The organism is Bacillus sp. ISL-77 (genome assembly GCF_018613105.1).
Map to the genome: position 1 here is coordinate 76,469 of NZ_JAGGQY010000032.1, position 22,517 is coordinate 98,985.

20 protein-coding genes are annotated in these 22,517 nt (G+C 37.2%); 3 read left to right on the top strand and 17 right to left on the bottom strand.

Features of this window, described 5'->3' with window-relative positions:
• Window positions 1-37: 37 nt before the first annotated feature.
• From J7E77_RS12540 to J7E77_RS12575, 9 genes are all read right to left on the bottom strand, one after another.
• The gene (locus J7E77_RS12540) at window positions 38-1,180 is read right to left on the bottom strand and encodes a coiled-coil domain-containing protein (RefSeq protein ID WP_251028058.1); all 1,143 of its coding nucleotides are present in this window, start codon (window positions 1,178-1,180) and stop codon (window positions 38-40) included.
• 368 nt (window positions 1,181-1,548) lie between these two features.
• Window positions 1,549-2,148, bottom strand: coding sequence for a hypothetical protein (locus tag J7E77_RS12545; protein WP_214714745.1), 600 nt, complete (start codon window positions 2,146-2,148; stop codon window positions 1,549-1,551).
• Complete coding sequence (locus J7E77_RS12550) at window positions 2,129-2,566, bottom strand: helix-turn-helix transcriptional regulator (RefSeq protein ID WP_214714747.1); 438 nt, start codon at window positions 2,564-2,566, stop codon at window positions 2,129-2,131. Before J7E77_RS12550 ends, J7E77_RS12545 begins: the two co-directional genes overlap by 20 nt.
• A gap of 197 nt (window positions 2,567-2,763) precedes the next feature.
• A complete protein-coding gene (locus tag J7E77_RS31170; RefSeq protein ID WP_285290556.1) occupies window positions 2,764-2,895 on the bottom strand; it encodes a hypothetical protein in 132 nt (43 codons plus the stop codon).
• A 237-nt stretch (window positions 2,896-3,132) separates the two neighbouring features.
• Complete coding sequence (gene adhE / locus J7E77_RS12555) at window positions 3,133-5,736, bottom strand: bifunctional acetaldehyde-CoA/alcohol dehydrogenase (RefSeq protein WP_214714749.1); 2,604 nt, start codon at window positions 5,734-5,736, stop codon at window positions 3,133-3,135.
• Window positions 5,737-6,031: 295 nt separating this feature from the next.
• Window positions 6,032-8,791 (bottom strand): phosphoenolpyruvate carboxylase, encoded by a 2,760-nt coding sequence (ppc, locus tag J7E77_RS12560; protein ID WP_214714751.1) that lies wholly within the window; start codon window positions 8,789-8,791, stop codon window positions 6,032-6,034.
• Window positions 8,792-8,969: 178 nt separating this feature from the next.
• Window positions 8,970-10,112, bottom strand: a complete 1,143-nt coding sequence (locus tag J7E77_RS12565) for a cadherin-like beta sandwich domain-containing protein (RefSeq protein ID WP_214714753.1) — start codon at window positions 10,110-10,112, stop codon at window positions 8,970-8,972.
• 89 nt (window positions 10,113-10,201) lie between these two features.
• Entirely contained in the window at window positions 10,202-10,651 is a 450-nt protein-coding gene (locus J7E77_RS12570; protein WP_214714755.1) for an SRPBCC family protein, read from the bottom strand.
• A gap of 148 nt (window positions 10,652-10,799) precedes the next feature.
• The gene (locus tag J7E77_RS12575; protein WP_214714757.1) at window positions 10,800-11,981 is read right to left on the bottom strand and encodes an LL-diaminopimelate aminotransferase; all 1,182 of its coding nucleotides are present in this window, start codon (window positions 11,979-11,981) and stop codon (window positions 10,800-10,802) included.
• 183 nt (window positions 11,982-12,164) lie between these two features.
• Here J7E77_RS12575 and J7E77_RS12580 point away from each other — a divergent pair, with 183 nt between their 5' ends.
• Complete coding sequence (locus tag J7E77_RS12580) at window positions 12,165-12,809, top strand: YczE/YyaS/YitT family protein (protein WP_214714789.1); 645 nt, start codon at window positions 12,165-12,167, stop codon at window positions 12,807-12,809.
• A 55-nt stretch (window positions 12,810-12,864) separates the two neighbouring features.
• On the opposite strand, the gene J7E77_RS12585 is transcribed toward J7E77_RS12580, so the two are convergent.
• The 6 genes from J7E77_RS12585 to pabB all read right to left on the bottom strand — a co-directional run bounded on the left by J7E77_RS12585 (window position 12,865) and on the right by pabB (window position 19,334).
• Window positions 12,865-13,443: a hypothetical protein gene (locus J7E77_RS12585; protein WP_214714759.1), complete on the bottom strand. Its 579-nt coding sequence runs from the start codon at window positions 13,441-13,443 to the stop codon at window positions 12,865-12,867.
• A gap of 448 nt (window positions 13,444-13,891) precedes the next feature.
• Complete coding sequence (locus J7E77_RS12590; protein WP_251028059.1) at window positions 13,892-15,541, bottom strand: copper resistance CopC/CopD family protein; 1,650 nt, start codon at window positions 15,539-15,541, stop codon at window positions 13,892-13,894.
• Window positions 15,542-15,700: 159 nt separating this feature from the next.
• Window positions 15,701-16,471 carry a nucleotidyltransferase domain-containing protein gene (locus tag J7E77_RS12595; RefSeq protein ID WP_214714761.1) on the bottom strand — a complete coding sequence of 257 codons (771 nt, stop codon included), beginning with the start codon at window positions 16,469-16,471 and terminating at the stop codon, window positions 15,701-15,703.
• Between the two features lie 2 nt (window positions 16,472-16,473).
• Window positions 16,474-17,340, bottom strand: coding sequence for an aminodeoxychorismate lyase (gene pabC, locus J7E77_RS12600; protein ID WP_214714763.1), 867 nt, complete (start codon window positions 17,338-17,340; stop codon window positions 16,474-16,476).
• 2 nt (window positions 17,341-17,342) lie between these two features.
• Window positions 17,343-17,936: an aminodeoxychorismate/anthranilate synthase component II gene (gene pabA, locus J7E77_RS12605; RefSeq protein WP_214714765.1), complete on the bottom strand. Its 594-nt coding sequence runs from the start codon at window positions 17,934-17,936 to the stop codon at window positions 17,343-17,345.
• Between the two features lie 6 nt (window positions 17,937-17,942).
• The gene (gene pabB / locus J7E77_RS12610) at window positions 17,943-19,334 is read right to left on the bottom strand and encodes an aminodeoxychorismate synthase, component I (protein ID WP_214714767.1); all 1,392 of its coding nucleotides are present in this window, start codon (window positions 19,332-19,334) and stop codon (window positions 17,943-17,945) included.
• 126 nt (window positions 19,335-19,460) lie between these two features.
• Here pabB and J7E77_RS12615 point away from each other — a divergent pair, with 126 nt between their 5' ends.
• On the top strand, window positions 19,461-19,715 hold the full coding sequence (locus tag J7E77_RS12615; RefSeq protein ID WP_214714769.1) for a hypothetical protein: 255 nt from the start codon (window positions 19,461-19,463) through the stop codon (window positions 19,713-19,715).
• Window positions 19,716-19,794: 79 nt separating this feature from the next.
• On the opposite strand, the gene J7E77_RS12620 is transcribed toward J7E77_RS12615, so the two are convergent.
• Window positions 19,795-19,989: an IDEAL domain-containing protein gene (locus tag J7E77_RS12620; protein WP_214714770.1), complete on the bottom strand. Its 195-nt coding sequence runs from the start codon at window positions 19,987-19,989 to the stop codon at window positions 19,795-19,797.
• Window positions 19,990-20,351: 362 nt separating this feature from the next.
• Here J7E77_RS12620 and J7E77_RS12625 point away from each other — a divergent pair, with 362 nt between their 5' ends.
• Window positions 20,352-21,200 carry an alpha/beta fold hydrolase gene (locus tag J7E77_RS12625; protein WP_214714772.1) on the top strand — a complete coding sequence of 283 codons (849 nt, stop codon included), beginning with the start codon at window positions 20,352-20,354 and terminating at the stop codon, window positions 21,198-21,200.
• Between the two features lie 52 nt (window positions 21,201-21,252).
• Here J7E77_RS12625 and J7E77_RS12630 read toward each other — a convergent pair whose 3' ends face one another.
• On the bottom strand, window positions 21,253-22,485 hold the full coding sequence (locus J7E77_RS12630) for a multidrug effflux MFS transporter (RefSeq protein WP_214714791.1): 1,233 nt from the start codon (window positions 22,483-22,485) through the stop codon (window positions 21,253-21,255).
• Window positions 22,486-22,517: the final 32 nt, after the last annotated feature.

Consider the following 22,517-nt stretch of genomic DNA (forward strand, 5'->3'; position numbering starts at 1 on the left):
TTAGCATCAATAAAAAGGAGCGATGCATCGCTTCTTTTTATTGTTTGTCGTTGATGATTCTCATGACACGTCCATAAAATTTCTTTTTATAGTAACCACTCGTTAAATCTGCAATCGCAATCCCCGTCGAGCTTTGTGAACCAATGAATTTACCTCCACCAAGATAAATCCCCACATGTCCGTCTATTTTATAAGTATCAAAGAATACAAGGTCCCCAGGTCGTGCTTCACTCATTGATACTCTGATTCCAGTATTTTTCAAAATATCGGTATGGGCACCAACTTTAATCCCTGCCTGTCTGAACGCCCATGCAACAAATCCAGAACAATCAAATCTTCCATTGGCTACATCATAAGAATTTCTTCCCCCGCCAAAAACATAAACAGAGTTCCCTATGTACTTATCACCTGCGTGGATGACAATATTAAGTGCTTCATTTGTGGTAGTTGGTATCGAAACATTAATATTAACAGGTTCGGTATTCTCATCCTTAGAGGTATCACTTTTTATTTGTGCTTCCTTTGATGCAAGCGTACCATCTTGCATTTGTAAATCTACCATTACAGTAAGTTTTTCTTGCTCTTTTAGTTTTAGTTCTTGTTTAAGTGCATCATTTTGCACTTTTTGTTCTATTATCTGTGCTTGCATTCCAACAAGCTCCGTTTTCATGTTTTGCAAATCGTTTAGCTTTTTTACTACGGAGGATTGTTTCAGTTGCACTTCTTTTTGGTCCTCTATATGATTCGTTACAAGATCTTGGTCCGCTTCTACCAGGGTTGAAACAGCGCCAAGTCGACCCACGAAGTCACTAAAGTTAGAAGCTCCAAGGATGACGTCAATATAACTAACCTTGCCACCACTTGCTTGTAGGGATAGAGCACGTTTTTTTATTATTTCATTCCGTTTATCGATTCTCTCTTGTATATCCATAACTTCTTGCTGAAGAACTTTCACTTTGGACTGTGCTGCTTTTACTTTTTCTTCTGTTTGAACTATCATTTTATTATTATCTTTAATTGCCTCATCAACTCTTTTAATTTGTTCCGATAATTTTGTTAATTCATCTTGTACTTGAGAAATTTCCTGATTTGCTTTTGTTATATCTGTCTGAAGACCAGAACGCTGCTCTTCTATACTTTTAATTGTAGGATTATCTGCCTTTGCGTTTACTACTGGCAACGAGAAAACACTCCCTAGTCCCATAACAATTGTGGTACATAGTGCAAATAACTTCTTTTTCAATTTACACCTCTGCCTTCTTAATTCCAATAAAGCAACCCTGTATCATCCTATTTTGTCTTAATTAGAAGTATAACTTCTAAATTTGTCAACTAGGTAATAATAATATTACATTAACATTTCATCGGTAACTTTTGGAAAGGATTTAACAAAGTGTTCATTTTTAGCTTAACTCTAAAGTGCCAACAAAAATAAAAGAACCACGATCTCTTGTTTCTTAAAGAAAAGAGATTGTGGTTCTAATATATAATAAAATTTACCTATGTGGATCCTCAAAGTTTATAATTCTCCTTAGTAGGTAAAAATAATTATTGCGGTTTAATGAATTCTTTAAAACTGGATTTGCTTCTGTCAACAAGATTCAAATGAGAATCTCTTGCAAATTTAACATATTCCTTCCTTACTTGGAGCCAGGCATTTCGGCGTTCACGTCCATAAGCTACACTAGATTCTGCACTTTTTTCAATATTATCTTCCATTTGTTCAACAACATGAAAGATAGACTGAATTGGTGTAAGAGCGAGGTTCTCTAATTGTCCTGAAACCTCTACAAATTGTTTCTTAAGCTCTTCAGTTTCGGGTATTGGTAACACCTCGTCCTTGACATCTTCTTTACCGAATGGTAATTGATGCATCAGTTCTGAGACCATTTCCTTGTTAGTATTTTTCGACTGTTGATACAAATTTGAAACGGATTTCCTAAATTGCTTATTAAATTTGATGACTTCCTTTAATGCATTAATATATGCATCCTCGCCATTTTCCCGTAACTGTTCTGCACGTTCACGTGATAGCTCGAATTGATCCCAAAATGTGTTAACAAATGAACCTACGGCTACCGATTCCTCTGCTGCTTGATTAATTGTTTCTACTGCAGATAGAACGGTTTCATTCTTCTTCTGTGCCATCGTCTTTCCTCCTCTTTCTATTATTGACTTTCTCTATGGAATCCTTCTTATGAAATGAAGGCAAATAGAGCTCAAAGAAACTGGAATACATTTTGAAAAATTGATCCAATAACGATTGGTAGGATTCAAGTTGATTGGCATATCCCTTTAAGAATGTGATCCCGGCATTCGTTATGGAGTACCTTCTTTTAGCAGGACCACTCCCGGTAGTATCCCATTCTGATGATAGAAGCTCGTCCTTTTCAAGTTGTCTTAACAACCTGTATAAATTTCCCTGATCAAGTGTCTTAAACCCGAATGCCTCTAGCTTCTGGCTAAGTTCATATCCATGAAGAGAAACCTTGCTAAGAAGCAATAAAATAAATGGTAGCACAAAATTTTTCGAAGGATTAATTGTTTGATTGTCTTGATTCACCATATCTTTATCACCTCACCCAATATATATATATATGTATTTTACACCTATTGGTAATATTTTGTCAACACAGTAAATAAATATGAATAATAGTAAAATAACAACGTTTACATTTCTCTTATTTTGGTAATAAACTATTGAAAATAAGAAGGTGGTGTGAAATGGAAAAAGCATTAATTAGCAAGTTGGGGGTACCTTATTTACACTACTACTCCAGTTTCTCCCTCCTGTTTTGTTTCAGTTTCAAGAGAGGTTTCAATTTCTTGTTTTTTCTTCTTTGATTTTGTCTCTTTTACTTGGTCTTTTTCTATTTCGTTTTTGTCAGTCATCATTACTCGCATCCTTTCAAGAGATATTAATGAATCCCTAGTAAATTCGCTTCTAGTTCAACGTTTATTTCCGATAATCCGGAAGTTTTATACTAAAAATTCAATTTCTTTTGGAACTTTATATGTTGCAAGATTGATTTTTGCAAACTCAATTAGACTTTCTGGTGATATTGAAGCACCCGCTTAATCACTTAATTTATTGTTTTAAAAAAGAGTTTTGTAAATGTCTGGTTTTTAAGTTTATATCCCACTAAATGCCTGATGGTATATCTCCGCAAGTTCGCTAATAAATGGTTGTTTTGGATTGGCAATTGTGTCTTGGTCGTCGAAGGCAAGTTCTGCGAGAGCTGTTACTTTGCTTTCAAATTCTGTTTTATTGACTCCGTTTGCTTCGATACTCATTGGAATTTCCAGGTCCTCAGCAAGCTTAATAATTGCCTGAATTAGGCTTTCAACACCTTCCTCCGTTGTACTTGCAGGTAGGCCAAGCATTTTGGCAATTTCAGCATAGCGCTCGTCTGCAATAAAACTTTCATATTTAGGGTAGGTCATGAATTTATTTGGTTTTGCTGCATTGTAACGGATTACATGCGGCAAAAGAATCGCATTGGCACGTCCGTGTGGGATATTAAATTCTGCACCTAATACATGGGCAAGGCTATGATTTATCCCTAGGAAGGAATTGGCGAAAGCCATCCCTGCAATTGTCGATGCATTGTGCATTTTTTCGCGAGCTAGTTCATCACTGCCGTCCCTATAAGCAAGTGGCAAATACTTAAAGACAAGTTGAATTGCTTTCAATGCAAGTCCATCTGTATAGTCATTCGCCAATACTGAGACATAGGACTCAATTGCATGTGTCAGGACATCCATCCCTGTATCAGCAGTAACCTGCTTTGGAACGGTCATGACAAACTGCGGGTCGATAATTGCAACATCAGGTGTCAATTGGAAATCTGCAAGTGGGTATTTAATATTTGCATTATTATCTGATATGACAGAAAAAGCAGTGACCTCTGAACCCGTTCCAGAAGTAGTCGGAATCGCAACAAATTTTGCTTTTCCACGAAGAGCTGGGAATTTTACAACTCTCTTACTTGGGTCAAAGAATTTTTGCATTAAACTATGAAAATCAGTTTCTGGATGTTCGTAGAATAACCACATCGCTTTCGCAGCATCCATTACTGAACCACCACCAAGGGCAATAATACAATCCGGCTGAAATTTTCTCATTCTTTCCGCACCAGTCATAACTGTATCAATGTCCGGTTCTGGTTCAATTTCGGAGAATGTTTCAAATTGGATTTTACTTGGATTCTTTTTAAGATAATAAAGTACCTTGTCGACATAGCCATTTTTCACAGGGCTTCCGCTTGTGACAATAAATGCTTTTGAGATATCTGGGATTGAAGCAAGCGTTTGAATTGAATTTTTCTCAAAGAAAATCTGTGATGGCACTTTAAACCATTGGGTAAACGTTCTTCTTTTTGCAACCTTTTTAATATTTATCAAATTTTGTGCTCCAACATTTTGTGACACCGAGTTCCCCCCATAAGTTCCACATCCGATCGTTAATGACGGTAATGATGTGTTATAAATATCCCCAATTGCCCCATGGGTCGATGGTGTATTGACCATGATTCGGCCGGCTTTCATCCGTAGTGCGAACATATCTACTAAAGTTTGATCAGCTGTATGAATCGCAGCTGAGTGTCCAAGTCCACCGTATTCCAATGTTTCCTCAGCAATAACCATGCCTTCTGCAAAACTATTAACCTTGTAACAGGCAAGAAGCGGGCTTAGTTTTTCACATGAAAGCGGATATTTCGGACCTACTCCCTTTAATTCAGCAATGAGGATCTTGGTATTTTTATGGACATTTACTCCAGCCAATTTAGCAATCTTCGAGGCGGGCAATCCAACGATTAAATGATTGATAGAATTGGTTTTTTCAAAAACTGCGACCTTTTCCACCATTAATCGCTCTTCTTCATTAAGAAAATAACAATTATTTGCTATCATTTCTTGCTTTACTTCTTCATAAATTTCTTGATCGATTATAAGAGCTTGTTCAGAAGCACAGATCATGCCATTATCAAATGTTTTTGATAAGATAATGTCGTTGACAGCGCGTTTGATGTTAGCGGTTTTTTCAATATAACAAGGGACATTTCCAGCGCCAACTCCAAGTGCAGGTTTGCCTGAACTGTAAGCCGCCTTTACTAAATTTGGTCCACCTGTTGCTAGGATGAGGGATATCTTCGGATGCTTCATTAAGGCCTGAAAGGCTTCGTGTGAGGGAACTTCAATCCATTGAATACAATTTTCTGGAGCGCCTGCCTTTATAGCGGCCTCCTTAAGTAATTTTGCTGTCTCAGTACAGCATTTTTGCCCAAATAGCGGAAAAGCAAAAATAATTGGATTCCTTGTTTTAAGCGAAATCAATGATTTAAAAATAACTGTGGACGTCGGATTTGTAATCGGAATGACCGCCGCAATGACACCAACTGGCTCGGCAATCTCTACCATTCCTTCATTTTCGTTTTCGCTAATGACACCAACAGTTTTCATATCTCGAATATTGTTGTAAATAAACTCTGTGGCAAACATGTTTTTGAATACTTTATCTTCATAAACACCTCTTCTTGTTTCACTAACGGCAGACTTTGCTAGATTCTTATGATTTTGAAGTGCGATGAGAGCCATTTGTTTGACGACTTCGTCGATCATTTCTTGATTGAAACAACGGAATTCACCGAGCGCCTTCGCAGCGTTATTAGCTAATGTATCAATTATTGAAGTAATCATTTGTTTATCTAGTACTGCCCTTTCTTCAACTGCCAATTAATATCTCCTCCTAATTCATTTCATTTCATTTCGGAAATTCGACTGAATATAGGTTTGTTATAATTCAAATGCTATTAAGGTCACTCCCTTTTCTTTACTGGCTAAAATATATCACGGTCGATAAATCGAAAATTGTTGAATTGCGCGCGAGAATGAATGAATAACCATTCATTTTAAAAAAATTCACTAAGTGTTCAAAATTTACGCAACATGATATTTCATCACCTTCGCTTATATTTGAAAAAAGCCATAAACTCTTCTTTCGAGAGAGTTTATGGCTTGTCCTTCAATATCAACCAGTATTTCGTAATCCTGCAGAGATCCCACTAATTGTCAGCAAAACTTCAATTAAAAGTTCTTCATTAGGATCTTCTTGATTTCTTAGTTCTTTTATTAATTCAACTTGTAAAAAGTTTAGCGGATCGACATATGGATTTCTTCTATATACCGATTCCTTTATATTTGGTGTATGATCTAACAATTCATTATCACCTGTAATTCTAAGGAGAACTTCTTTTGTTGTTTCGTATTCTTCAAGAATATTAGTAAAGATCCGTTCTGCAATGGTCTGGTCTTTCACAAGGGATAAGTATTCTCTGGCTGTCGTAATATCAGCTTTCATTAATGCCATTTGCAGGTTATCAATCGTTGATTGGAAGAACGGCCATTTTTCATACATTTGCTGAAGCATCTGCAAATTTTGTTCTCCATTAGCTGCAAATCCTGCCAAACCAGTACCTGCTGCGTACCATGCTGGAAGCAATTGACGGCTTTGAGTCCAAGCAAACACCCATGGAATTGCCCTTAAATCTTCAAAGCGGCCCTGATTTTTTCTGCTCATTGGCCTTGAGCCAATGTTTAAGTCTCCGAGCTCTCTTAGTGGTGTCGCTTCCGTGAAGTAGGTAAGGAAATCTGGATCTCCAAATACAAGTGATTGATATTTGGTCAAAGCCAAGCTTGAAATTTCTTCAATCGACTCAACCCATTTTGGATCACGTTGAAAACCTTGCTTCGCTTCTTTTGATATATGTGTTGCCGTTAAGAGCAGCGTGGAAGTAGCCTGTTCCAAACTCCGATAAGCAATATCCTCAAGTAAATAGCGTGAAGATAAAACCTCACCTTGCTCCGTAATTTTAACACCGTCGCCAATTGTTTCTGCCGGTTGAGACAGGATACTTTTATTTAATGGACCGCCGCCACGGCCTAACGAACCACCACGTCCATGGAAGAACTTAAGTCCGATCTGGTATCTCTTTGCCATTTCATGAATTTCAATTTGAGCTTTATATAGTTTCCAGTTAGCTGTCAATGTACCACCATCTTTGCTTCCATCCGAGTAACCAAGCATTATTTCCTGCTGATCCCCCATAATTTGCAAATGATTTCGATAGCCAGGCATTTCGAATAGTGTTTCCATAATTTTTGGCCCAGCGGTTAAATCGTCAATTGTTTCCAGCAATGGAGCCACATGTAAATGACTTTCTAAGGTCCCATCTGCGTGCAGTCGATAAATCCCAGCCTCTTTAGCAAGAACAAGTACCTCTAGTAAATCACTTGGGGATTTTGTCATGCTCACAAGATAAACGGAAATGGACCGCTTCCCGAATTCTTCGTGTGCCTTCTTGATCATTTGGAATACTTTAATCATTTCCTGTGTTTCCGCCGAATAATCTTCATTTAATAATAGAAGCGGGCGAGGATCCTTTAGGATATTTTGCAGGATTTTTAGTTTTTCTTCTTCCGCCAACTCTGCATAATTTTCAGAGATATTGACTTTGCGCAATATTTCGGTCATGGCTGCTTCATGTTCACCACTATGATTCCGAATATCTAGTGTCGCTAAATGAAAACCAAACAATTGAACTTGTCGAATCAGCTTTTGAATAGTCATTAATTCATGTGCTGCTGGATGATGCTGTTTCAAACTTTTTTTAATAATAAATAAGTCTTCTAGTAATTCATCGGAAGATTTATAGCCCAAGTCCGTTTTACCTACTTGTTTTACTCGTTCAATAATGATAGCAAATGCTCGACGGTACACTTCCGTTTGAATTGGCCATTTTTTCTCATCGGTTAAATAGGTATCTTCTAGTTCAATTAACTTAAGAAGATCATTACTTACCTCCACTCTTGAAGTGGAATGACTGTATCGTTTCATTAAATCAACGAGAACATTTTTATATTTTTTTAAAACGAGTCTTCTTTGCCTATTTAGTGTCTCCCAAGTAACATCGTGTGTAACATTGGGATTCCCATCACGGTCTCCACCGATCCATGATCCAAAACGGAGAAAATTTGGAACTGCCCATTGTGTTTGAGTGTAATTCTTCTCTAAACAATCTGCCACTTCCTGATGGATTTCAGGAAGAACCTCGAAAAGGGTCTGATCAAAATAATATAGTCCGTTTCTCACTTCGTCTAAAACCGTAGGCTTAGTTTGCCGTAATTCATCCGTTTGCCAAAGAATTGAAACTTCATTAAACAAACTCTCTTCAAGCTTTTTTCTTTCTCTACTTGTTAATAACGGATGATCGAGACTTTTTAGGATAACAGCAATCCGCTGCTGAATTTCAAGAATTGAACGCTTAGTTGCCTCTGTTGGATGGGCTGTAATAACGAGTTCAAGTGACAAAGTATTAAGGATATCTTGAATGACATCTTCCTTAATATTGTTCTCTTTAAGCGAAAGAATAGCACTCTCTATTGAGGCGGGTTGGACAATAGTTTCATCCTCTAGTTGGTACTGCCTCCGTCTACGAATACGATGATTCTGTTCTGCGGCATTAATTAAATGGAAATACATGGAGAATGCTCGAATAACTTGTTTCCTTAAAGGTGCGCTTAGACTAGCAATTTCTTCCTTTAATGCATCATAGATAGCTTGATCAAAATTTTCTCTTAATGTCTTACACATTAAACGTATTTTTTCCACTTTATCCAGTAGTTCGGTACCACCGTGATTGAGCAGAATCTCACCAAGCATGTTAGCCAGTAATTTCACGTCTTGTCGCAACGGAAGACTGCTGTCATTCAATTTCAATTCTATAGTCATACTGCCACCTTCCCTTAATCGAAAATTCGGTAAATTTTTTATTTATTAATATAACATAATTTTTTGCATCATGTTAGAAAATAAGTGCTGTTTTTTAAAAATAAAGTTTATTCTGATTCAAAAAAACCTGTCAAATGCAGGTTTCTTCAAGTAAAAAAAAATATAAAAGTTCTTCATTTTAAGATTCTTTATCAAATACTAGCACATATGTTTTTCGATCATCTTCGTTTGTTACGATAATAGAAATAATCGTTTTCGAGTCGTCTTCTAGCTTAATTGTTTCCTTAGTACTGCCTTCAATCAAAATTTCTGAATTGCTGGATTTTGCAATCGGGTTAAGAGTTACCTCGTCCATATCACTTGACACGGTTACATGGTAGGTAAACTCATCACTCGTAAAGGTGCTATCCCAGGATCCTTCTGAAACTGACAGTGAGGAAAGTAACGCTTTACTTGTTTTTTCTACGGTCAAAGAACTCGCCTGTTGTGATGTAGGTTGGGTAGAATTGGGCAGATTATTTGGTTGCGATGTTGATTGGGAAAGACCCGGTTTATTATTCTGATTTGAATTGGCATTGGTATTGGTATTGGCATTGGTATTGGTTTTAATCTCAGCAGCTGCTCTTGTAATGTGTAAGGTATAAATTCTTTTCTCACCATTTTCAGCTGTTACAGCTATAATAATATCCGACTCTCCGACGGGAAGTTCTACTACAGCGCCATCTTTTGTTACTAAAGTTTCATTCACCTTAATAGTTGATGTTGTTTCAACAGATGTAGGTTTAATGGTAATCACAGGAACGTCATTTGGAACAACTACCTTGTAGTCTGTACCAGTAGAAGAAAAGTTTGGTGATAACTGCCCTTTTGATAGGTTAATACTTTGCAAGAAATTATTATCATTTTCCTCTCTCATTATAGTCAGGTTATAGGTATTGGTTGAGTTACTGCCATTATCCACGGAAATAATAAATTTATTCTCACCTGTTTGAAGGGAATATGCACCGACAACTCCACTTATAACCGTCTGCCCATTTATTGTAATCGATGAATCTGGATTGCTGCTTTCTACTAATAACTTAATCGATTGAACCTCGTTTTTTACTGTGGCAGAATATTCCTTTGAATCTGCTGAAAACAGCTGGTCTAGCTTAATTCCTTCTATCTCTATTTTTGATAGTTTGCCTTCTTGTTGGTCCTCTTGGACTGGAGACGTATTTGTTTCAGCATATGCTGTTGGTATGTACGTTCCAACCCCCATCCATACCATTGAAATTACAAGCATTACATTTAGGGCTTTGCTTTGAATCGGTTCTTTCATAGTCAATCCTCCTGTCTACTATCTTTGGAGATAGTGGAATTTGGACTAACTTTATCATTCATAGCTTAAGTTTATCTTAAGTTTAATTTTTATCTGCGATGAAATTCTTCTAGCTTTGTAGAGATTACTGATGCTACTTCTTCATCCGATTTTTGGAGCGCTTTTTTAAATAGCGAATTTGCTAAGGAGCCCATCGGCCCTGATGCATTGATTTCAAGAAAGCCTGTCACTCGAGTTTTATTTCTATTTAATGCTTTTGCTTCAAAGTAGCCTTCACCCAAATACTTTTCGTTTGCCCTTTTTAATTCAAAACTTACCCTGGCAGGTTCATTCCACTCTTTAATATCAATCAATAAACTAACCTTCTTTTTCATAACGCCGAGGTCACTCTTAAATTCCCAGCAGATTTGACGTTCATTTATTTTTTCATGTTGAATATAACCTGGTACAAGCGGTGCCCAATTATTTTCGTCTCGAATAAAGTCCCAAATCACTTCAATCGGGATATCTAATTCTAGATGTTGTAAATCGCTTAGCATTTGTATCCCTCTTTCGTCGTCAAAGTAAAAGACCTTCAAAGTGCAGAAGGTCCTTTTAAAAAATATATGTGGAATTTTCTGTTTATAGAAGAGGCAAGTAGCAGTTCATTAGAAAAATCCTAATACTTAAGATGTTAGGATTTTTTAATTATTTTTTTAATGAGTATCCCATTAGGAATTCATGAATCCGTTCTGCCGCCAGTGAAAGGCGATCTGGAGGTTGTACCATGGCGATTCGGACATATCCTTCACCAAGATCTCCAAACGCATCCCCAGGAATCACTGCCACACCCGCTTGGTCAATTAATTCAAAGGCAAACTCACGGGAATTCCATCCTGCAGGAATTCTTGCCCACACAAACATGGTGGCAGGAGACTTAGTTACTTGCCAGCCGCTTTTTTCAAGCCCAGAAATCAACGCATCGCGACGAATTTCATATTCATTCACCTGTGTTTGAAGGAATGAAAAATCTGAAGTTAATGCCATCACAGCTGCCATTTGGATTGGATAAAAAACTCCATAATCAATATGGGATTTAAAGGAAGCCAAGATGTCGATAGCTTGCTCATTGCCAACAACATAGCCTATCCGGCAACCCGCCATATTAAAGGTCTTTGAAAGCGAATTGAATTCAATTCCAACCTCTTTTGCACCGGGAACCGACAAGAAACTTATTTGTGGATTCCCATCGAATATCAACTCAGAATAAGCAAAATCATGAACAACCAAAATATCATGAAGTTTAGCAAATTCAACTACCTTTTCAAAAAAAGCCTTATCCGCTAATGCTGTGACTGGATTCCCAGGATAACTGATAATCATCATTTTCGTTTTATGTAAAACTTCTAACGGGATTTCATCCAGCTCTGGTTGAAACTTGTTTTCTGCTAATAACGGCATTGGGTAGATAACACCACCCGCAATGTTTACGCTAGCCTCATAGATTGGATACCCTGGATCCGGCACCAGCACATAGTCACCTGGATTAATTAAGGCTGTAGCCAAATGGGCGAGACCATCCTGCGACCCCATCAACTGCAATACCTCACTACTGGGTTTAAGTTCAACAGCATATCTTTGCTTATAAAAAAAACCAACTGCCTCATTAAATTCAGGTATCCCTTTCAGTGTGTAGCCATACTTACTGGGGTCTTTAGCGTAGTCACTTAATGTTTCCACGACAAATGAAGGCGGTGGAAAATCTGGACTCCCTACACTTAAATCAATTACATCTTTACCATCTTTGATAGCCTCTTGTTTCCGATTAGCTATTTCTTGGAAAATACTTGCCGACATCCTTTTTACTTTTTCAGAAGCAACGAGATTCATAGATATCCCCTCAATCACAATTTTGTAAAATAATAATTTCAACTATTCAAATATATTTCAAATTATATCAGTCTAATGATTACAATTCTATATTTCTAATTAACAATTGATTATTATTGATTCATCCTTTAGAATCTTATGAAAGGTTTAAATATTCGAAAAACGATAAGTAAGTGGAGGTAACTGAAGATGAAATTCTTTCAGTATTTCTTATTTTTTGCAGGATTAACCTTTTTCGGCTTGGGAAATGCGATTGCCGTTAAGGTTAAATATGTTGGGTTACACCCATGGGAAGTACTAAATGTCGCCCTATATCAGCATTTTGGTTTAACTATTGGTACTTGGGGAGTGATTTGCGGGTTAATTCTGATCTTCATTTCCTTTTTTGTTGCACGGAGCTATATTAGCATAGGTACAATCCTAAATGCCCTATGTATTGGACCTATCATGGACTTTTTTCTCTGGTTGGATATTCTCCCAAAAGCAACTGGCACATGGTTGGATTACCTCATTCTCCTCAGTGGAATCATGATTACAGGGATTGGTGGCGGCATGTATGTAGCAGCAGGGATTGGCGCTGGTCCACGTGATGGCTTCATGCTTTCGATTTCTGATAAAACAAAGTTGTCAGTAAGTCAAGCACGCATCATAGTTGAAAGCATTGTATTAATGATCGGTTTATTATTAAGTGGTCCTGTATTTATTGCTACTTTCCTTTATACATTCATTCAAAGTCCTATTTTCCATCATTCTCTTAAGCTATTTAAGTCATTAGTAGAAACTGTCAAAAGGAAAAACAGCAAAACGCAAGAAGGTATTGTTATTTAAAATAACGGAAATTAAGCACCTGTTGGAAGTGGTGACTTAATTTCCGTTATTTCAGTTAAATAACTTCGACACTCTCAGGAGTAAACTCTTTATAATATTTTCGATGGGAATCGGTGATGAAGGCCGACAATTTCCCTTCATAAATTAATTCTAAGGGTGCCGACTCTTTTATATCATGGGGAGTTACAAGGGATAGAGGCTTTTGACTTTTAATATCAATCCCGGATTCTTCCAAGATGGCTGCAACAAAATGGGAACAAAAGAAGGCATTTTTACGGGTCATCTCCATATTCAGCATCACAGCAATTAACCCAATGAGATTGTACCTGTATTCTTCCTTATGGTCTTCCATATCCCTTAATTTACAGATCATTTTTTGAAATTGTTTTTCGGTGATCGTTATGCAATAAATAGCACAATCGGCATTCCTAAATAGACCACCACGGACGTTTTCTTCCACAAATCCTGCAAAGAAAGGATTTCTTGGATTTCTTCTCCCAAAACTATAAACCTTGTTGAATTGTTCATCAATCACAATTGAGGCATGATTAAGTGGTTTTTTTGTATAGAGCTTAATCATTTTCCCTAAAACTGTACCCGTGTCCGTTAGAAGAACATAAACTTTCCTGCTCATTTTTAAAACCCCCTATTCGATTGGGAGGAAAATATAGTAAATTCTAACCCTTATATTTTCTATAAGTTAATCATAATTAATTCAAATAAAAGGGAAAACAATCTGCAGATTTATTTTCTTCTAAGACCTAAGCCTTAGGAACAGTCTTTTTTTGCAAAAGGATGCAAATAAATATCCAAAATACTCCTAATATGAAGGACCGATAATATTATTATAGTTCTTTCTTATTTAGAATTATAACAGTTCTAAGGGAAAATTTAGTATTTTTTACAAATATAAAAGTATTAGCCATTACAAAATTTTAATTACTTTATATAAGAAAAGCTTATAAAAAAACAGAAGATACACATGGCATCTTCTGTTTTTTTATTATTTTTACGGATTGCTATAACCAAGGCTGTAAATGAAAGCAATGAAGCTATTCCTGATTAAATTAGTGATAAGTTTTTTATTGACTTCCCACTAAAACTTTGAAATCAGTGTCGATACTTTCTAACGACTTGGTTAGAACATGGACATGTACGTTCCAATGACCAGCCATGCTAAAATGCAACCCCTTCACTTCATACTTGCCTTCAGCCGTTTTTGTTAAACTAACGGTTTCTTTTCCCATGTCCATTTCAAGCATGGTAAAGGTTAAGTGAATTTGTTCAATTTCTTTAATTGGTTTTCCTTCTCGGTCTTTTAAGGTGATTTCAAATAAATTCACTCCAATAATATTAGGTGTTGCTTCCAAAGTCACTTGCTTGCCTTGGTTCACTATGTTAGTTTCCTTAAATGGTCCCGGAGATTGAATGGCTGTTGGTAAATTGGTTAAAACAACAGATAGAACTAAGATTAACAAACCAAAGGTAAGCTCACCCTTTAGAGATGCCTTCAGTCCCTTAGTGGTTCCCCTTTTTCCTTTAATAAAATTCACAGCTGCAAGGAGCAGCATCACCAAAAACAAAATAAGTTTCCACATTAAGACTTTTCCATAGTTCGTTTGGATAAGTGCTGAAAGGTTTGGAATATATAAAAAACTGGCAAACAATCCTGTTAAAGTTAAAAAAAGAACAAGAATCAGTCCCCATTTGGAGAAACTTTTTATCATTTTCAAATAATTTTGCTTTATCTCTGTGTTCTTACGTAATGAAAGCAATGAGACAAAACCGGTTAAACTTCCGATCCAAATCGATGCAGCAAGTAAATGAAGAAAATCCATTGCTATTGTTAATAACTGATTTGGTTGTGCTGCGGCATGACTCGTCAATGCCTTTGTCAATAACAAGGCTGCCCCAAGACAAAAGCAAGTCCACAAAATGGCTCGCTTCGTGCTATCGGCCATGCCTATAAAAGAAGTGAGCAGGGCAAGAGTTATAAGGAGAGCTATTTGAATAACCCAAAATTGACCATAATTTGTGTTCATTAAGATATTTTCGATGATTGAGAAGTTAAACACTTCACTCCAAGGATAACTAGATTCAAGCGTTGCCTGTAATGGCAGACTTAACAGAATACTAAGAAATAGAAGAATCAAACCTGTGCTTATTAGCTTACGGAACTTCTTATCGACTGAACCTGTTTCCCGTAATTCCTTGGGCACAATAACCATATAAAAAAAGATGAGCCCGACATAGAACGCATTGCTCAGATATTGCAGCCATCGGATAATGATTAGATCCGCTTTAGGGGTGTAGCCTTTCGTTTCATTATCAATGGAGGTAGAGTCTTGACCTTTTTCACCAATTTGAAAAGGAATTACACCTTCAACAGGATGGCCGTCGCTTGAAACCACCTTCCACTTTATTCGATAGGATCCATATGGAAGGTTCTTCTTTAATCCGCTCTTTAGGATAAAAGGTTGCTTTGGATCAATCCGTCCATTTTTTTGATCGACTCGATTTCCTTCTGAATCAAAAACCTTAATTGAGTTAAAGGCAGACTGGATGATTTCATCAAATTTTATCGTTACTTCGGTTGGTGCTTTTTCCACCGTCTCATTTTCTAATGGTGTCGATTTTTTTATATAGGCGTGTGCTGATGAAATAGACGGAAATAAAAGTAAAAACAGGGACAGGATAACAAGAAATGAGCTGACTTTTTCTTTTATTTGCAATCCATCACTCCCCTTGTTGTTAGAATCGTGTAGTAGTTGATATATATCACATGCAATAAAGTTTTCACTGTCGATACTATAATAATGATAAATAAGAATATTAACAATATCTTTATAGGAGCAACTTGTGAATAATTGTTGAACTTTTTGCAGTAATATTTAAGCCCAAACCTCATCGAGGACTTCTCTGAATAAATCATCTAGAATTGGAGTCATATCCTCTTTGGAGGCTCTAAGGGTTTTGGTGTATTCTTCAAGCCGGTTGATTTCTTTCTCCAAAAAGTCATTAATGGAAGTAATCTTTGGTTCGAGGTTTAGTTCATCCCCGCTAATTTTCCTTTCTAACAAGGTAAGGATTTCCTTCTTAAGTGGCCCCTCAACAAGGAGTTCCTCTACCAATGTCTGAAATTCAATCGGCGGTACTGAATTATATCTTTCAATCCACATACAAGCTAAAACTGGACGAAGGACATAAAAGTATTTTTTAATTTTCACTTGATCGCTTCGGAGGTAATCACGAAAATTACCTTTTGCCATATTTAAGTAGTGGTAGAGTGCTGACTGTGGCAAAAACACTTGATTTTGAATTGCTTTCAATTTATCTACTAACGAAAAAGCCTGATAATAAACTATCCCCGAATGGAGCCACTCCATTAGCGGGGGATTTGATTTTCTAAAAAGTTGGAGGGCTTTACGCAATTCCCAGCCATTAATATCAAGGAGATCATTAATTGGCAGTTCAATCACATCTCGCTTTTGATCAATGCTCAAATACCAGTCCATTTTATGGACATAAATAAACCGGACATCGTAATCACTATCCTTGGATGGGAAGCCCCATGCTCTGCTTCCTGACTCTACAGCAAGACAGATTCTTACTCCATATTCTTCTTCTATTTTTTTGATTTCTGTTAGTATTTTTTCTTTCAAAGTTATTCACTCCCTAAACCATTCCTTGACCACAGACTTTGACAATAATGGCGATATTCGCGATGTAATTGTTGAACTACTTGTCCCTGTTTACCTGGTAATTGATGACCCTCAAATGTAGTAATTGGTACGATTTCCTGTATTGAATTGGTCACAAACATCTCATCGGCCTCAAGAACGTGTTTTAATAAATACAATCCCTCTTTAACACAAAGATTATGTTTCTTCGCTAATTCGATAACAAACTGCCGTGTAATCCCATTTAAAATACCTGTTTGTACTGAAGGAGTATATAAGACGTTACCTTTTACCCAAAAGATATTAGATACGATCCCTTCAGCCAAGTATCCATCCTCAGTTCGGAAAATACCTTCAATATCAGCAGCATTTCCAATCTCTCTTTTTGCCAAGATATTATTCATAAAATGATGTGACTTTACTCGTTCAATTCCTTCTGGACTGTTCCGCCTCAACTTCAATAAAACAGCCTTTTTTTCCGATAATTCTCCTGCCAGCGGTAACGGCTTAGGAAAAATAAGGATGTTCGGTTCCTTGTAAGGTTCCACCTGCAAACCAACATCACCTATTCCGGCTGAGACATTCAAGCGGATATAGGCATTAGATAAATTGTTTATTTTCAGTAAATCCTGCAAGATTCTATTCGTTTCTTCACGATGAAATCGGTAGTTAATGTTAAGCACGTCTAAACCTTGATTTAGACGTGCTAGATGATCATCTAATAAAAAGGGAAACCCTTCATACACTCGAAATGTTTCAAATAATCCCATTCCATATAAAAAACCATGATCCAACGGGGAAATCATCGCATCTTCTTTTTTTAAAAATTGTCCGTTTAAATAAATCACCATACTTAATGACCCTTTTGCATTAAAATATTTTTATAATGATGGACGAAGTTGCGCAAAAGATCTTTTCCCGAAGTAGTCAAAATAGATTCGGGGTGAAACTGAACTCCTTCAATTGGTAATTCCTTATGACGAATCGCCATAATTTCCCCGTCTTTTGTCCATGCAGAAATCTCAAAACAATCTGGAAGAGTCTCTCTTTTGACAATCAATGAGTGGTATCGTGTCGCTGGAAAAGGGTTCGGTAAACCTTGAAAAATCGTCTTTCCATCATGATACATATCGGATGTTTTCCCGTGCATGAGTCTTTCTGCTCGAATAACCTCTCCATTAAAAGCTTGGGCAATTGCTTGCTGACCTAGACACACACCAAATATCGGGATTTTCCCTGCAAATGCTTTTATTGCATCCAAGCTTATTCCCGCTTCATTTGGACTACATGGCCCTGGAGAAACCATTAAGAATTCAGGCTGTAGTTCTGAAATCTCGGCAATTGACGTTTGATTATTTCGCTTGACCACTAATTCTTCTCCAAGTGCACCTAAATATTGCACTAAGTTAAAGGTAAAGGAATCATAATTATCTATCATAAAAATCATTTTTGCTTACTCCTCTGCCATTTCTTTTGCCTTCCATAATGCAGCAGCCTTTTTCATAGATTCTTTGTATTCATGCTTTGGATTAGAATCAATAACAATCCCGGCACCAGCTTGAACATGTGCCATTCCATCTTTAATGAGCATGGTTCGGATGATAATGTTTAATTCTAGATCACCACTAAAATCAATCCAACCGAGTGATCCCGTATAAATTCCCCGTTGGACAGGCTCAAGCTCTTCTATTATCTCCATTGTTCGAACCTTAGGCGCGCCTGTAATGGTTCCACCGGGGAAAACAGCATCTATAATATCAATGCTAGATTTGTCTTCCGCCAATTCCCCCCTTACATTGGAGACGATGTGCATCACATGTGAGTATTTTTCAATGACCATAAATTCATTGACCTCAACTGTTCCGTACTTACATACCCTTCCAAGATCATTCCGTTCTAAATCCACTAGCATTACATGTTCCGCTCGTTCCTTTTCGTTTTCAATTAATTCATTGGCCAGTTTGATATCTTCTTCGTGGTTCTTACCTCTTGAACGAGTGCCGGCGATGGGTCGGGTGCTTACTTCTTGTCCATTTTTTTTAACAAGCAGTTCTGGTGATCCACTTACAAGCTGAAAGTCTGGTGTATGAAGATAGGCCATATATGGAGATGGATTTAAGTATCTTAATTGTTCATACACTTTAAGTGCCTCAACTTCAATCGGTTTTGATTGGCGGACTGCTAGGTTCACCTGGAACACATCACCTTGTGAAATATATTGTTGTACTTTTGTTACTGCCTGTTTAAATTCATCTTCTGTCATCGAAACCTCTAATTGATCCAAGTCAATCTTATCTGCTTTATGAGGTGGATTAGATGATGATTCATGAAGCCAGCGTTGTTCCCAAAATGCTAACCGATTATCAATATTCTGATCGTTTTCAGCCACTATCAACAGCCATAATAGGTCTTGTTCATGATCGTAAATAAACCATTCCTTTACTATGAAAAAGTAAATTTCCGGCATTTCTAAATCATCTTTTGCTATCTCAGGCAGTTTTTCTATGTTACGAGCATGATCATAGCTTATGTAACCAATCGCACCGCCGAGGAAACTCGGTAGACCTTCTATTTTATCAACATGATACTGGCTCATCCATTCCTTCAATAAGTGAAGCGGATTTCCTTCCAACCTCTCAGAACCCTTTTCATTGTGAATTTCAAGTATACGATTCTTACCTTTGATAATCGTTTCAGGCTGGAACGCAGCAATACTGTAACGCCCGCCACGCCCACTTTCCAATAGCACATGATGGGTGCTATTCTCAGCAAGTACACGAAACTGACTGAAAAATCTTGAATAAGAATAAGGAATTTTTTTACTGTACAAATGAAGTTGATGCAAACATTCCACCCCTAATTGTTTTTCTTTTTATATCATACTTGAAATGGGTGTCAGGCACCACTGAAGAATTGGTAACTGACACACATGGAGAGAGAACTTTTATTCAGTCCTTAATGGTTACTTATTTTGAGTGGAGCAGTGGCTGTGGGAGCTTCAAAAAAGGATACTCGAGTGGATGACTCGATTCATCAGGATGACAAAAAGATAGGATCAAAAGTTAATGGGAAAAAGGTAGAAATTGAAACAGAACATGGTCAAACAGTGATAATAGTAAAAGCTGATGATAATAACAGTGGTGATATTACAACTGCCGATGACGGTGCTCATCAGAACAGACACAGAGGTGATGACGATAACAAGGCCGATGACGACAATAGCTGAGCTGAAAACAGAAAGAAGCCCATCCAATGGTTGGATAGGGCTTCTTTTTTAATAGTAATAGGATTAGTTAGTAAATGATTTAAGAAATTTTCTTTAGCTCTTCTGTTAACCTTAGGAATAATTCTTTATCCCCATGTTGTAATGTGTGGTCGATTTCCTTGCGGATTTTCTCCCTCTTAAACTCTAGCAGGGCATTGTTTAGAAACATCTCAGCAACTACAGCATCTGTATTCTCATCCGAATGTTGTGGTGAATTAAGTAATTTCTTTTCCATGGAAATCAACTCCTTACGTTTTTTCTAATTATACAAGGAGTTTTCTAAAAATTCAAACACTTTATTTCAAAAATCTAAAAAAAATTTTTACCAAATGATCAAAAACACAAAAAGCTGGTGTCAGGCACCGAAAAAAGACACTTTCCCCATTTGTCCACGACGGATGGACGCACACCAAAAATATCCATTTATTTTAAATATTATCAGATTTGTATAGGTTTTTTGTACTAACTTTTTGAAAATTTTTATTTTAGAACTATGTTTGGGCTGTTTTGCTATCTGCAGATTTTTTTGTGTATGTATCGATTTTTGGGGAACATTATACTCATCTATTTTATTGACGGAGCAGGTGAGGGATTTAGATGGAACAAACAGTCTTATCAGGTTATCGACCAGTTAATAACATTAATGTATATTATGAATTTTATCCAAATCAAACATCGGAAAAAACGTTTATATTATTACATGGGTTCCTTTCTTCCACCTTCACATTTCGCCATTTGATCTCATTATTGAAGAAAGACTACCAGGTACTATCCGTTGATCTTCCCCCATTTGGGAAAAGTGCGAAATGTAACCGTTATGTCTATTCCTACAAGAATTTAGCCCAAACTGTCATAAAACTTACGGAGTCTTTGGGGTTAAAAAAAATGACCTTTATTGGTCATTCCATGGGTGGGCAAATTGTATTAAATATCCTTCATATGATGCCAGAGCTAGCAGACACAGCCATTCTACTCTGCAGTTCAGCTTATCTTAAACGCTCTAAATTGCCCTTAATCTTGACTAGCTACCTTCCCTATTTCCATCTCTTCGTAAAATATTGGTTTGCACGGACTGGTGTAAAAAAGAATCTTCAAGACGCACTATTTAACCATGCCATTATCAACGAAGAAATGATAAATGGGTACTTACAGCCTTTTTTAGAAGATGAGATTTTCGTCGCGCTTACAAGAATGATTCGTGACCGTGAGGGAGACTTGCCCGTTGAGATCCTAAACCAAATCAAAACACCTTGTTTATTACTTTGGGGGGATCATGATAAATCGATGCCGCTTAATGTAGGAGAAAAGCTAAATAAAGACCTAACCAACTCTGAGTTGATTGTGTTAAAAGATACTGGCCATGCCCTTCCAGAAGAGCGCCCTTTGGAAGTATTTGAATATATTAAAGGCTTTATTGATAATTACAAAACGGCAGCTGAAGCGTAGCTGCCGTTTTTACAGTAGAATTTGAAGCCGAAATTTACTTACCCTTGTAACCTCAATTTGTTTGGTTTTTGTTATGTACAAGAAACATGTATAAAAGGACCGCTCCCCCACCAGCACAAGCGATGACAATTCCCATTGGTATCGCTGTATGTTCTCCTCCTAATCCCACAAGGGGAGCAACAATTCCTCCAAAGGAAAGAGACATGACTCCTAAAAGAGCAGATGCACTGCCTGCAGACTTCCCTTGTTTTTGCATAGCAAGGGAAAATCCTGCCGTATTAACCACCCCGACACTGGTTACCACAAAGAATAGTGGCAGTAAGACAATTAGTAAGTCAGCATGTAAAATCAAAAGAAGCAGTAATATAATTCCACCAAAAAAAGACATCCCGATTCCAAAAACGAACAGCTTTGACTCGTGTATTCGACCAGCCAATCTTCCTGTCGTTTGACTAGCAATCATGATTCCAACCCCATTTATAGCAAAGATCAAACTAAACATTTGGGCAGAGCCACCATATATATTCTGCACCACAAAAGGTGAGCCTGAAATATACGCAAACATAGCAGCAAAAACAAGTCCTTGTACTAAAGCATATCCCATGAAACTGCGATCTAAAATGAGGTTTTTAAAGGTAATAAACGTATTTTTCAACCCTCCTGCAGCCCTTTTTTCTTCAGGATGTGTTTCTGGAAGCCAAAAAAATACAACAATGGACATCAGCAATCCGATTATACTTAAGACGATAAATATACCTTGCCAAGGTACAATTTTTAAGAACTGTGCACCCACAACAGGTGCTAGAATCGGAGCGAGGCCATTAACCAATGCAAGCAACGCAAAGAATTTGGTTAATTCTGAACCTGAATATAAATCCCGAACAACCGCCCGTGAAATAACAATTCCAGCGGAACCTGCGAGCCCTTGAATTAATCGTAAAATAATAAATGTCCAAATCGAGGGACTAAACACACATAATAGTGAAACAACAAAATAAGTGATTAATCCGATAAGCAACGGCTTACGGCGCCCATAAACATCACTAAGTGGACCAGAAAACAGCTGACCAAAAGCTAATCCCAGCAAGAAAAAGGTTAAACTAAATTGAACCAGTGACGGATTTGAGTGAAAATCTTTTGCTAACTCAGGAAGAGCAGGTAAATACATATCAATCGACAAGGGACCGAATGCTGCTAACGTACCGAGGATACCAGCCATCCATAACCGTTGGGAGCGGGGCATTACCTTGCTGCCATCTATCTCATCTTTTATTGATTCTCCCATCAAAAAATCAATCCCTTTCTGTAATAAACTTC